Raw genomic sequence first — 12,674 nt, 5'->3', positions numbered from 1 at the left:
CCCGTCCGTCAGGCCGTACCGAAGCGGATTCTGATCAATGTTTCCGCAGCTCAGTGGCCTCTCGACGTCCGAACCAAAACTTCCCACCTCGGGGAATGTGCTGCTCCCTTCGAGGAGGGCATCGTTGCGAGACGTTCATTCACATTCCTGAGCGATCAGGCCGCGCCCAGCGTTTCAAGGAGGAGCTTGGTGCCTACCCCAGCAGCCGACGTCGCCCCTGATCAGGAAGATGATCGGCCGGAGGAGGTCGCCCGTCTGAGCGAGCAGCTCGTGCGGGAGCTGCGCGAGCTGAAGGCGATCGTGACTCCTGAGGTCGAGCGGGCGGTGCGGGCGGTGCCGCGGCACCTGTTCGTCCCGGAGGTCCCGTTGGAGAAGGCGTACGCCGCCGAGCACCACTACGTGACGAAGAAGGACGAGCACGGGGTCAGCATCAGCTCGGTGTCCGCCGCGCGTGTGCAGGCGATGATGCTGGAGCAGGCCGGGGTGCGGCCGGGCATGCGGGTCCTGGAGATCGGGAGCAGTGGGTACAACGCGGCGCTGCTCGCCGAGCTCGTCGGGCAGGACGGCGAGGTCATCTCGATCGACATCGATCCCGATGTCCTCGACCGGGCCCGCAGGCTCCTGCCGGCCGCGGGATACGACGATGTCACCCTCCTGCAGGCGGACGGCGAGTTCGGGGCGCCCCAGCACGCACCCTTCGATCGGATCATCGTCACGGCCGGCGCCTGGGACATCCCGCCGGCGTGGGTCGACCAGCTCACCCCCGGCGGGCGGATCGTCGTCCCCCTGCGGATGCGAGGGCTGACCAGGACCATCGCGTTCGACCTCGTCGACGACCACCTGGTCGCCCGGGACTACCAGCTGTGCGGCTTCGTCCCCATGCAGGGCGCCGGAGAGAACCGCACACAGCTGGTCCTCCTGCACGACACCGAGGGCGAGGAGGTCGGCCTACGCCTCGACGAGGGGCAGCAGGTGAACGCACCCGCGCTGGCCCGGGCGTTGCATCAGCCGCGGGTGGAACGCTGGTCGGGCGTGACGGTCGGCGGCTTCGAGCCGTTCGACAACCTCGACCTGTGGCTGGCGACCGTCCTGGACGGCTTCGTCCTGCTGACGGCGAAGCCGCTGGCCCGGGAGCGCGGTCTGGTCGCGTCCGTCTCACCGCTGGGCGTGGCGACGCTGGCCGACGACGGTAGCTTCGCCTACCGGACGGTGCGGCCGACCAGCGAGGAACGGACCCTGTTCGAGTTCGGGGTCTATGGCCACGGGCCGAACGCCGACGCCCTCGCGGACCGGCTGGCCGAGCAGATCCGCATCTGGGACCGCGACCATCGTCAGGGTCAGGCCCGGATCGAGGCACATCCCCTCGGCACACCCAACGACCAGCTCCCCGCCGGCCGGGTGATCGACAAGCGGCATCGTCGGCTCACGATCTCCTGGCCGTGACCGGAGTCCTTCCACATCACCAGCGTCTCGTACCCGTTCACCGCCGTCCTCTCTGTCCCGCACCGTCCTTCGGAAGGGGAACCACCATGGAAACGACCTTCACCCCGACGCCCACCGACTTCGACCTGGACGTGGAGATCGCCACGCAGGGCGCGATCATTCCCGATCTGCTGAACAGCACCAGCGACAACTGCACGAGCACCTGCCAGAGCGCGTGCTCCAACAGCACCTGCGTCGCCTAGCCGACCGGCTCGGCCACGTGCTGGAACCCGCCACTCGCGGGTTCCAGCACGACGAGATCGAGGAGGAGGCGCTGCCGGTGTATCGGATGGTCGACACGGCCCTCGTCCGCGCCGCGTCCCACACCGTCGAGTCGGAGCCGACGACCTGGCCGGATCTCACCGGCACCTCGGCGGCGGATGTGGAGCGCTGGCGGGACTGGATCAAACAGGCGTGGTCCCAGGAGCTGATCGCGCAGGCAGTGGAGGATGCCAGCCCGCTGTTCGCCGAGCGTGTCCAGGCGGTTCTCGAAGGGCGGGTGCACGAGCCTCGGCTGGTGCGGCGGGTGACGTCCGCGCTGATCCGCTATCTGCTGCGTAGCCGGTATCGGGCGACGCCCTTCGGCCTGTTCGCCGGGGTCGCCCCAGCCCGGTTCGGCCAGGATCTCGTCGTGCGCTGGGGTGCGGGGCACCGGGCGGTGGCCAGAGTGGACGCGGCCTGGCTCACGGACGTCGTCGCCGGCCTGGAGCGGTGTCCCGAGCTGGTGCGTCGCCTACCGGTCATGGTCGACCCGGCCCACCTGGTCCGCGGCGGCAGACTGATCATCCCCTGCCAGCAGGCGGGCACCGACGGAGCGCAAGGGCCGGCAGAGGTCTCGCTGCGGTACACGCCGGCCGTGGCGAAGGTCCTGGAGGTCGCGCAGGCCCCGGTGCGGGCCTCGGCTCTGGCCCAGGGGATCGCGCACGCCTATCCCGAGGTGGCGGCGTCGGCGGTCGACGGGCTCCTCGGCGAGCTCATCGACCGCCGCGTGCTGTTGACCGGGCTACGCCCTCCGATGACCGCGACCGATCCGCTCGGTCACGTCATCGCCGCGCTGTCCGTAGCTGATGCCGCCTCGATCCCGGAGGTCGCCAGCACCGTCGCCGCGCTGGCCGCCGTTCATGAAACGCTCGCCGCGCACGACCGGGCCGTCACCCAGGCCCAGCTGCCGCTCCGGCGGGCCGCCCACCTGCGGATGACCAAGCTGCCAACCGCGGAGGTAGCGGCCACCGGCCTTGACCTGCGCCTGGACTGCGATCTTGTCCTGCCCGCCCACGTGGCGAAGGAAGCGGAGAGGGCGCTCGGCGCTATCACGCGTCTCACCCCGTTTCCCTTCGGCACCCCGGCATGGCGCGACTACCACGGCCGTTTCCTCGATCGATACGGGCCGGGCGCCATGGTCCCGCTGCGGGACCTGGTCGACCCGGATATCGGCCTGGGGTTCCCCGCCGGTTACCGAGGCTCCACCCTCGACCGTCCCCCGCCACGGCTGACCCCGCGAGACGATCGGCTTCTCGCGCTCGCGCAACGTGCCGCCCTCGACGGCGCTCGGGAGATCGTGCTTGACGACCACCTGCTCGACGAGCTCAGCGATCCCGCCGCCAGGGATGACGCAGCCACCCTGCCCGCGCACCTGGAGTTGTGTTTCCACCTGCACGCCCCGACGCCCGCGGCGTTGGAAGGCGGCGGGTACGAGCTCGTCGTCGACGGTCTGTCCCTGGCGGCCGGGACGCTGACCGGCCGCTTCCTCGATCTGCTCGACCCGGCAGACCGCCACCGTGTAGCCACGATCTACGCAGAGCTACCCACACAGGATGCCGACGCGGTCCGAGCACAGGTCTCCAGCCCGCCGCTGCGGAAACGTACCGAGAACGTGAGCAGAGCCGCCGCTCTCCTTCCCCACGTGATCTCCTTGGGCGAGCACCGGAGCGAAAGCGATACGACGCCGCTGGACGATCTGGCCGTCAGCGCCGACACCCGCCGCCTCTTCCTGATCTCCCTGCGCGACGGACGCAGGATCGAGCCGGCGGTGTTCAACGCGGTGGAACTCACCAACGTCGCGCATCCGCTGGCCCGGTTCCTGTGCGAGCTTCCGCGGGCCGGATCGGCCGCGCTCATCCCGTTCTCCTGGGGCGCCGCCGCGACGATGCCATTCCTGCCCCGTGTCCGATATGGCCGTGCGGTGCTCTCCCCCGCACGCTGGCGGTTGACCACCGCCGACCTCGCGCCGGCCTCCGCCTGCTGGGCAGCGTGGGAGGACAGCATGGTCCGCTGCCGTGCGCGTTACCGACTTCCCGAGGCCGTCTACCTGGGCGCGGCCGATCAGCGGTTACGCCTGGATCTTTCGGAGGCGGCTCATCTCCAGCTGGTGCGCGCCGACCTGGACCGGTGGGGGCAGGTCACGCTGCACGAAGCCCCTGAACCCGCCGCGTGGGGCTGGTTCGACGGCCACGCGCACGAGATAACCGCGGCGTTCACCGTCGCCCAACAGCCCTCTCTTCCCAAGCCGTCACCCCCTCGCCGGCCAGAGGTGATCCCTCGGAACCACGGACATCTACCCGGCGGCTCCGGCTGGGCCTTCGTCAAGCTGTACGGCCACCCGGATCGCGCCACAACGATCCTCACCGCCCATTTGCCCACGCTACTGGACGCCTGGGACACCCCACCCGCGATGTGGTTCATCCGCTACCGCGACCCCGATCCGCATCTGCGACTTCGCTTCCGCCTCACTGGACCCGACGACTTCGCCCCCGTGGCACGGCGAGTCGCCGACTGGGCGACGAGGCTACGAGAGAACGGTTTCGTCGCCCGCGTCCAATGGGACACCTACCTTCCCGAGACCGGTCGCTACGGCACCGGACCGGCCATGGCAGCTGCCGAGGCCGTGTTCACCGCCGATTCCACTGCCGCCCTCGCCCAACTCCTCCACGCCGGACCCGGTCGAGCGGCTGTCCCCGTGACCGTGGCCAGCTTCATCGACCTGGCGATCTCCTTCACCGGCAACCTCGACCAGGCGATGCGCTGGCTGGGCAGCAGGGCGGCGGCGCAGACCGGTCCCGCTCTGGACCGGGCGGTCCGGACCGAGACTCTGCGGCTCGCCGATCCGCACGAGGACTTCGCCCAGCTCCGCGCCATCCCCGGCGGCTCGCAGATCGCCTGCTCGTGGATACGGCGACGCGAGGCGCTGTCCGACTACCGCCAACGACTCGACGCCGGCGGCGGACCCGACCCAGGCGCGGTCCTGAACTCCCTGCTGCACATGCACCACATCCGCATGAACGGACTCGACGAGCCCGCCGAGCAGGAATGCCGTCGGCTTGCCCGCGCCACGGCCCTCGCCTGGACCGCTCGGAACCGACCATGACCGCCATCGACACCCCCGCCGACCTTGCCGGCCTTGCCGATTCGATCGCCACCCGGCTGGCCATTCCCGCCGTGGACGGCCCCGGCGCCGCGGAGCTCTCCCAGTCCCTGGCCAGGGGCGCGCCGGGCATCGTGCTGCTGCACATCGAGCGGGCCCGCGCCGGACGTGGCGACTGGAGCACCGTCCACGCCTGGCTGGCCGCCGCCACCCGTCTACCGATCAACGCCGGACCCGACGCCGGCCTGTACGTCGGCGCTCCCGCTGTCGCCTTCGCCGTCCACACCGCCGCCGCGCAGTCAGAGCGTTACCAGCGCGCTCTCACCACCCTGCACACCACGGTCAGCGCCCTCACCCGTGACCGACTCGACCGCGCCCACCGGCGCCTCGCCCGCGGCGACCCGCCCGCGTTCACCGAATTCGATCTTCTCTACGGCCTGACCGGACTCGGCGCCTACCACCTCCACGTCGATCCCGATGGTGATGACCTCCGCCAGGTCCTCGCCTACCTCGTCCGCCTCACCGAACCGATCCGCCGCCATGGCGAGCAGCTCCCCGGCTGGTGGACCGCCCTGTCTCCTACCCGCCGGCGCACGGCCGACTGAGGTGGTCCCCGTTCTTCGGACAGTGATCTCTATGTGCTTGTTTTAGATATTGATGGTCTTCGCTCCCGGTAGTTCTCGATCGCCCTTGCAGAAACGATCATCGTCTGCTTCATGGTGACGAGCGAGTCGCCGAGCCATGATCCCGATCATGGCCCAGTAGACGAACGACTCGGAACTGTCCGGCCGGCGCTCATAATCCCGGGCCAGCCGCCGCCAGGAGGTGACCCACGCCAACGTCCGTTCCACCACCCACCGTTTCGGCAACGGGGAGAACCCCCTCTGCCCAGCAGGCTTACGGACGATGTCCACTGTGGTGCGCAGCACGGTACCGGCCCAGTCGACGAACCCCCCGGCGAACCCGCCGTCAGCAAAGACATACCGGGTACTCGGGCAGTCGAAATACAGGTCCACCAGCAGCGGCCGGCCGCCGTCACGGTCCTGCACCGACGCCGGGCGCACCAGCACCGCCAGCAGCAGACCCAACGTGTCCACGGCCACGAATCGCTTGCGGCCGTTGACCTTCTTCCCCGCGTCGTAGCCACGGCTGTCCCGCCCGACCGTGGGCGCACCCTTCACCGACTGGGAGTCGACCACCCCCGCCGACGGCTCGGGATCCCGGCCTTCGAACAGACGGACCTTCCGGCGAAGATCGGCGTTGATCCTTACGGCGGTGCCGTCCTTCCGCCAGCGGCGGAAGAACCCGTACACCGTCTCCCACGGCGGGAAGTCCGACGGCAACGCTCGCCACGAACAGCTGTTCCGCGCCACGTACAGGATCGCGTTCACGATCTCTCGGCGGGGATGGGCCTCATGACGCCCGTCCTTCGACGGAGCCGGCAGTTCGGGTTCGATCTGCGCCCACTCGGCATCGGTCAGATCCGAGGGATAGTGGTGTGTCCGTGCCATGACCAGCCCCTGCCGCCAGCACCCCCACCCAAACCCCACCATCAACATCCACACCAGTATTCGGTCACGGTCCGCACACAAAAGAAGATCTAAAACAAGCGTAACTGGTCAGGTATCGTTTTGATCTTGGGTTAGCTGGTTGCGGGCATCCAGGGACGGCCCTCGGCGAGGTGGACGAGGGCGGGGAACAGTGGAATGCCGTGTTTGGTGGCGGTGGACAGGTAGCTTCGGATCGCGCAGAACTGGCGGGCGCCGGTGAGGGTGCGGAGGCACCCGGATACTTTCTGCCGAAGTTTGATCATGCGGATGTCGCGTTCGCATCCGTTGTTGTCCGCGGGAACTCGCAGATCGTGGGTGAACCGCAGGTAGTCGGCTTCGCGGTCGATGAGCCTGCAGGCCAGGGCGTGGCGGGCGGCCATGAGTTTCGTGTCCCGCGGNGAGGTCTGGGNGATCCCGATGTGGGCGGCGTGGCGCAGGGCCCGGGTGTGGGCTACCAGCGTCTTCGGGTCGACCGGCGTGCCGGTGGCGGCGGCGTCGACGGTGAGCCGGTGCAGGGCGACGAGAGCGTCGGCGGCCTGGGTCGCCCAGCACCAGGTGCCGGCCGGGGCGGCGTCACTCACGGCCTGCAGTTCGCGGAGCACGTGGGCGACGCACAGCTGGTGGGTGGCGGTGGTGTAGGTGTCGTACGCGGCCCAGGCGTCGTGGACCATGACCCCGGTGAAGCCGGTCAGCACCCCGAGGGCGTCGATTCCGGCGGTTCCACGCTTCGGATGGCAGTCGATCAACGTGTACTTCCCCGTGCGGGCGCAGTGCACCCAGTGCAGTTTCCCGGCGACACGCAGCCCGGTCTCGTCCGCGCCGACCACCTCGGCGCCGGCGAGCAGGTCGCGGACAGCGGCGAGGAAACCTTCCAGGTCGGTGGCGGCACGGGCGGTCATCGCGGCGACTGTGCCCGCGGACAGGGGGATGCCGACCAGCTCGGCGAGCGCGGTCGCGGTCCGCTCCTTTGACAGGAACTGGCCCGTGTACAGGTAGACCGCGGCCGCGGTCACCCGCGGCCCGTACTGCACCGGGGCGCCCACCCCGGCCGGTGCGGTCGCTTTCGTGCGTGTCCCGCAGCCGCATTCCCGCTCGAGGAGCTGATGTTCGGTCACGTGCGGGCGTAGCTCGGGCAGGTCGAACACCTGCCGGCGTTCGGTCCGGGTCACCGGCCGACCCGCAAGCGACGTCCCGCACCCACCGCATGGCCCCGGCTCGTGCGCCACGCGCACATCAGGATCGGCGACCATGCCCAGTGTCGACCCGGGATGGCCGTTCTGCCCACCAGGGCGCCGGCCCGTCTTCGTCCGCAGTGACTTCGGCGCTGGCTTGGCCAGCCCGTCCGAACTCGGTGGCTTCGAGGAGTTCCGCGAGGTCTTGGCGACCTGGGCCTCCAACTCCGCGATCCGCGCCCGGGCCTGTTCCAACGCGGCCCGCAACTGCGCGATCAATGCCGCCTGCTCCACCACCAGCGCCGCGAGCGCGTCATACGACGGCACCGACGGCACGAGCGGATCATCGGACACACCCGGACCCTACGGTCCGATCAACCATGCCGCACCAACACCCCGGGGTCGTCCGGCCATCGAAACGTCCCCACCAGCCGGGGAACCAAAAACAAACGATCTACAAGACCTGACCAGTTACGGTTCGGGTTCGGTCCGTTAGCGCGCGGTGGATGTGAACGGCGGCCTCGTCGGGCGGTCGCTGGTCAGTGCGTAGCACCAGGTCGAACACGTCCAGGCCCGCTGCGGCGAGGTCGGTTTTCGTCTCGTCCCAGACGGTCAGTCGTTCGGCAACGTCGGTGCTTCCGCGCTCGCGGGCTCGGGTAGCGGTGACCTCGCGGGGGCACCACAGCAGGACGGTCACCCAGCGGGCGGGATATTCGGCGTGCAGGGTGTGGATGCCGGCGACCTGGCCGAGGTGCACGACCGGCACGCGGCCGGCGGTGGTGAGGTCGTCGAGGCGGGGCCGGTCGATGGCGTAGACGTTCCCGTACCGCTCGTTCGCGTAGAGAATCGCCCCCTCGGCTTGGAGGCAGTCAAGCTCGTCGGCGGATACCGCCCGGTAGGGGGCACCGGCGTTCGCGCCGACTTTCAGCCGATCGAAGTGCACATACCGATCGTCCAGCGCGGTGAGGGCGGCGGTAACGGTGTCCTTTCCGGCGGCGGGTGGGCCGTAGAGGATGACGGCGTCAGGACGCATCGCGGATCCGGCTGGCCAGGCGGCGGGCGTGCTCGGCAAGGTTGCTGCGGGCGTGGCGGCTGTTGTCGACCACGTAATGCGTGCACACGGGCCGCTGGTCGGGGTCGATGGTGGCCACGTACTCGTCCCAGTAGGACAGCTTCCATGTGTCGCGGGCGGCGTCGCGGGATTCGAGGTAGTCGCGTTGGGAGTCGATGTCGCAGCGCAGCCAGACCACGGCGATCGCCGCACCGGCCTTCGCGCATCGCTTCTTCATCCTCTCCATCCACGCGGCGTCGGTCAGCTCGCGCACGAACGGCGCCGTGACCACCGTCGGCAGGCCCAGGCGCAGATTGTCGAAGGCGGTGTCGAACATCGCCCGGTACTCCAAGGGGCGGATCCGGCCCGTGTAGACCTCGCCCTGGCGGTCGTTCGGGTCGGTGTCCATCGACAGCAACAGGGACTCGGTCAGCGGGCGGCTCATCGTGTCCTTGTCGAGCAGCGACCAGCCGGTGATCTCGCAGATGAACCGGGCGAACTCCGTCTTCCCGGACCCGGGGAACCCGGCCACCATCACCAGGACCGGGGATCCCTCCCGCGGCCGACCCGAACTCCACGCGTTGAGGATCTTCGCTTCGAGGTCGATCGGGGGCAGCTCGACCCGGCGGCCTCGGCCGGTGGCGGGGGGTTCGATGCTGGCGAGAAGCTGGCGGATGGAGTCAGTGACCTCGTCGCGGCGGGGCACGACCGGCGGTGCCCCGAACGCTCCACCCGCCTGTTCCCGCAGGTGGGTGGGCACCCGCAGCGTCTCTCGCGGCGGGCGGGGCGCGACGCCCGCGGCACCGGGGACTTCCCAGGGGCGGGGTGCCAGGCCGACCATCGCACCAGGGATGCGTAGGCCGTCGGCGATGCGCTCGATGACCTCGACTTCCTCGACCTTCGCCTTGCCCCCGGCGATGCGGCTGATCCTCGACTGGCTGAAGCCCTCGATCGAGGAGGCTATACGGTCCTGGCTGACGTGATCCCATTTGCGCATGAGCAGGAACGCGGCGCCGAAGTCCCGGCCGCGTAGGGCGGCGGCCATGTCGTCGCGGTGCAGCAGCTCGGCAGACACGGTGTAGCGCTGCCAGGCGGTCTCGGGGTCAGCGGTCATTCGTCGCTCTTCGGTCGGTGACAGGTCGGGGCAATCCGCGTGAGCAGACCAGCACGGTGAGCATAGCGGCGCCGATGTCGTGTCGACATCCCAAGCCGGGATCAGGCGGTCAAACGGCGCCGGACCGGCGCTGATCTGCACGGATGGCGCCGGTCGGATCGGCGCTGGAATGCCGTCCATCCATGCCGCCTCGACATTCCGTGGTCGGGTGGTCTCGATGAGTCTTGTCGGCAGTCGACGCCGTTCGTGCCGAGTTCGGCTCCGCGGGCGGCGTCGACCCGAGACCTGATCACGGTGAGAGCGCGACGGACTGTCGGCGGGGCCGTGATCACCGGTCTTCCCGGGTGCCCGTGGACGGCGCGCCGGTGACGAGATGAGGAAGGGGATACGGATGGTGGTCGCCGAACGAACAGATGGGAGGGGCAGACCCGACGTCGGGAGGGCGCGTCTCGGCTTGCCACCGTCAGCGGACGCCGGCTCGGGACGCGAGCAGATGGCCCGGATGCCGTCCCGGCGGGAACTGCTGTGCGCCCGGATGAACAGCGGCGGCGGCTCGGCGGCCGGCGGGACCTCGATGGCTCCTGGGGGCCGCGACGATGTGCGCCGGGTGCTGTGGGCGGTGGTGGTGCGCGGACCGCGCGGCGTGCTGCTGGGCGTGATCGGGTTCTTCGCGACGCGGGCGGCGGCCTGGACCTACGTACGGGATCGGCACTTCTCGGGCGCCGTGGTGCTGCCGGCCATGCCCGCCGGGGTGGGGCTGGCCCGGTGACAGCGCAGCGGGAAACATCGCCGGTCGATCTCACGACCGCGCATCCCGCCCGGATGTATGACTTCTACCTCGGCGGCAAGGACCATCTGCCGGCGGACCGGACGGCAGCCGGGCTGGTGGTGGCGGCCTCGCCGGACGTTCCGCGGGTCGCGCGGGCGAATCGGGCGTTCATGACCCGGGCGGCGCGGTTCCTGGCCGGCGAGTGCGGGATCCGCCAGTTCCTGGACGTGGGCACGGGCATTCCGACCAGTCCGAACCTGCATGAGGTGGTGCAGAACGTCGACCCGGCGGCCAGGGTGGTTTACACCGACAACGATCCGGTGGTCCTGGTGCACGCCCGCGCGCTGCTGACCAGCACGGTGCAGGGACGCACGGCCTATCTCGACGCCGACCTGCGCGATCCCGGGCTCATCCTCGACGCCGCCGAACTGCGCGACACGCTCGACTTCCACCGGCCGATCGCGCTGTTCCTCGTCGCGGTGCTGCACTTCCTGACTGACGACGACGAACCGCACGCACTGGTGCGCAGGTTGCTGGACGGTCTGCCGTCGGGCAGTTACCTCATCGTGTCGCACGCCACCGGGGATCTGGCGCCCCCGGGAGTCGGCGACATCGTCGACACCTACGCGACCACGGCCGCGCCCCTCGTTCTTCGCGGCCTCGCAGACGTCTGCCGCTTCTTCGAGGGCACGGAAGTCCTCGACCCTGGGGTGGTTCGCCTGCCGCTGTGGAGGCCGGACGAGCCGCCCAAGGACACCGAAACGATCTGGGGTTACGCCGGAGTCGGACGCAAGCCATAACCGCCGCACTTGGGCGGCTGTCCCCTCGACCAGAATGATCAACCGGAGGTAAATGATGCTGTCCGACCTACGTGCGGCGGGCGCGGCGAGTGTCGCCCCGGCCGCGGGCCTGTTCCTGCCGGAGCTGCACCACCGGCGAGACATCGGCCTGGACCTCGACCAGGTCAACGGGCTTGCGGACCTGTGCCACTCGTTCACCCAGCAGCGGGCGGAGATCAGCGCCCGGATGACCCGGCTCGCCGGCGAACTGCTCGCGGGCCTGCTGAACGGGCGGGTCTGCGACGACGGCGACCGAGAGGCGTTGACCGCGCACGCCGAGACCCGCGGCACCCTGTTCGCCGACGCGGAAAACCTCATGATCTCGATGCTTGCCCAGGGCTACCGGCTGCTGAGCTGGGAGCAGATCGACCGGGCGCTGAAGGTCCGGCGGGGGCAGACCTCCGCCGGCCTCGACACGGTCGCCGAGGCGATGTCTGCGGACCTGGCGGCGCCCGTCCGCCTGTGAGCCGGTGACGGGCTGCCCCCGACATCGAGCCCGTCACCACCCGGGAGGACTCGCACTCCGCCGACCCCCTCAGCGGCACGGGGCGCGGGTCCTCCCACCCGAACGTCCCATCCCCCTGAACGTGGCCGGTGCCCGTGAGCGCGTCCCATACCGGCCACCGCGGCCCCGGATCCCTTCCCGATGCGGATCCGGGGCCGTGCCATGCCATGCCCGGACGTCACTCGTCGGCCGGCCTCGGGGGCTGGACGTCTACCGGCCGCGCTGCCGGTCGAGGTCGTCGAGGCGACGTATCAGGGCCCGTAGGTCGTCCCGGATGTCGCGGACCCCTTCGAGAATCTGCCGCGTAACCGCGGCCGTCTCCTCCCCGTCGTCCCCCGCCGCACTCTGACCGGCGGTGAGCACGCGCACCAGATGATCGTCTGGCCAGTCCAGCGCACGGGCGATGGCCGTCAGGGTCCGGGTACGCACGCGGCGCGTCGCTCCGTGCTGCACCAGCCGCAGTGTCGACACGGCAATGCCGGCGCGGTCGGCAAGCTCCTGCTGTCCGATCCTCCGGGTCGACATCCGTTCCGTGATGGCCACGGCCACCGCCGCCCAGTTCTCGCCATCGGTATCCGACGGGGAATCGGCGGCGTTCACACGACCGGGACGATCAGCCATGCTAGGCATGCTAGCGAATGGGCAATGCCCCGGGCTGCCCTGGTCAACGCCTATATCGACCCGACATGCCCTGCATGACGTCATGCACCGACGACATTCTTCGATCCCTACTGCTCATGCACCGCCGATATAGCGCTTGATACGCGCTTGTTCGGCGGAGCATTGTCGTTCCGTACCCGCTGGACGGAGTCGACGCCCGGCGGGATGGAA

12 protein-coding genes and 1 pseudogene are annotated in these 12,674 nt (G+C 69.8%); 7 read left to right on the top strand and 6 right to left on the bottom strand.

Annotation, left to right across the window (positions count from 1 at the left end):
• Positions 1-186: 186 nt before the first annotated feature.
• The 4 genes from fxlM to UK82_RS24675 all read left to right on the top strand — a co-directional run bounded on the left by fxlM (position 187) and on the right by UK82_RS24675 (position 5,448).
• Positions 187-1,443 (top strand): methyltransferase, FxLD system, encoded by a 1,257-nt coding sequence (gene fxlM / locus UK82_RS24685; RefSeq protein ID WP_396230641.1) that lies wholly within the window; start codon positions 187-189, stop codon positions 1,441-1,443.
• Between the two features lie 86 nt (positions 1,444-1,529).
• On the top strand, positions 1,530-1,685 hold the full coding sequence (gene fxlA, locus UK82_RS31920; protein ID WP_083507352.1) for an FxLD family lanthipeptide: 156 nt from the start codon (positions 1,530-1,532) through the stop codon (positions 1,683-1,685).
• A complete protein-coding gene (locus UK82_RS24680; RefSeq protein ID WP_152990010.1) occupies positions 1,658-4,846 on the top strand; it encodes a lantibiotic dehydratase in 3,189 nt (1,062 codons plus the stop codon). Before fxlA ends, UK82_RS24680 begins: the two co-directional genes overlap by 28 nt.
• Positions 4,843-5,448 carry a lanthionine synthetase LanC family protein gene (locus UK82_RS24675; RefSeq protein ID WP_055409630.1) on the top strand — a complete coding sequence of 202 codons (606 nt, stop codon included), beginning with the start codon at positions 4,843-4,845 and terminating at the stop codon, positions 5,446-5,448. Before UK82_RS24680 ends, UK82_RS24675 begins: the two co-directional genes overlap by 4 nt.
• A gap of 42 nt (positions 5,449-5,490) precedes the next feature.
• On the opposite strand, the gene UK82_RS24670 is transcribed toward UK82_RS24675, so the two are convergent.
• From UK82_RS24670 to UK82_RS24655, 5 genes and pseudogenes are all read right to left on the bottom strand, one after another.
• Positions 5,491-6,396, bottom strand: coding sequence for an IS5 family transposase (locus tag UK82_RS24670; RefSeq protein ID WP_236706392.1), 906 nt, complete (start codon positions 6,394-6,396; stop codon positions 5,491-5,493).
• Between the two features lie 89 nt (positions 6,397-6,485).
• Positions 6,486-6,791, bottom strand: a pseudogene (locus UK82_RS39945) (transposase); the annotation flags it as partial.
• Between the two features lie 12 nt (positions 6,792-6,803).
• The coding region (gene tnpC / locus UK82_RS24665; protein WP_236706391.1) for an IS66 family transposase at positions 6,804-7,919 on the bottom strand (1,116 nt) is incomplete at its 3' end.
• 100 nt (positions 7,920-8,019) lie between these two features.
• Positions 8,020-8,598, bottom strand: a complete 579-nt coding sequence (locus UK82_RS24660; protein WP_055409626.1) for a hypothetical protein — start codon at positions 8,596-8,598, stop codon at positions 8,020-8,022.
• On the bottom strand, positions 8,588-9,730 hold the full coding sequence (locus UK82_RS24655; RefSeq protein WP_055409624.1) for an AAA family ATPase: 1,143 nt from the start codon (positions 9,728-9,730) through the stop codon (positions 8,588-8,590). The genes UK82_RS24660 and UK82_RS24655 overlap by 11 nt, the downstream gene beginning before the upstream one ends.
• 454 nt (positions 9,731-10,184) lie before the next feature.
• On the opposite strand from UK82_RS24655, the gene UK82_RS24650 reads away from it, so the two are divergent.
• Genes UK82_RS24650 through UK82_RS24640 form a run of 3 tightly spaced genes read left to right on the top strand, consistent with a single transcriptional unit; the run spans position 10,185 to position 11,804 of the window.
• Complete coding sequence (locus UK82_RS24650; protein ID WP_152990009.1) at positions 10,185-10,499, top strand: hypothetical protein; 315 nt, start codon at positions 10,185-10,187, stop codon at positions 10,497-10,499.
• Positions 10,496-11,299 carry an SAM-dependent methyltransferase gene (locus tag UK82_RS24645; RefSeq protein WP_055409620.1) on the top strand — a complete coding sequence of 268 codons (804 nt, stop codon included), beginning with the start codon at positions 10,496-10,498 and terminating at the stop codon, positions 11,297-11,299. Before UK82_RS24650 ends, UK82_RS24645 begins: the two co-directional genes overlap by 4 nt.
• A 52-nt stretch (positions 11,300-11,351) precedes the next feature.
• Positions 11,352-11,804 carry a hypothetical protein gene (locus UK82_RS24640; RefSeq protein WP_044888115.1) on the top strand — a complete coding sequence of 151 codons (453 nt, stop codon included), beginning with the start codon at positions 11,352-11,354 and terminating at the stop codon, positions 11,802-11,804.
• A gap of 249 nt (positions 11,805-12,053) precedes the next feature.
• Here the strand turns inward: UK82_RS24640 and UK82_RS24635 are convergent, their stop codons facing one another.
• Positions 12,054-12,443 carry a helix-turn-helix domain-containing protein gene (locus tag UK82_RS24635; RefSeq protein ID WP_396230640.1) on the bottom strand — a complete coding sequence of 130 codons (390 nt, stop codon included), beginning with the start codon at positions 12,441-12,443 and terminating at the stop codon, positions 12,054-12,056.
• Positions 12,444-12,674 lie beyond the last annotated feature (231 nt).

The sequence above is a fragment of the Frankia sp. ACN1ag genome (assembly GCF_001414035.1).
GTDB classification, from domain to species: domain Bacteria; phylum Actinomycetota; class Actinomycetes; order Frankiales; family Frankiaceae; genus Frankia; species Frankia torreyi.
Note: the sequence above shows the minus strand (reverse complement) of the source record. Positions and strands in the feature narration are given on the sequence as shown.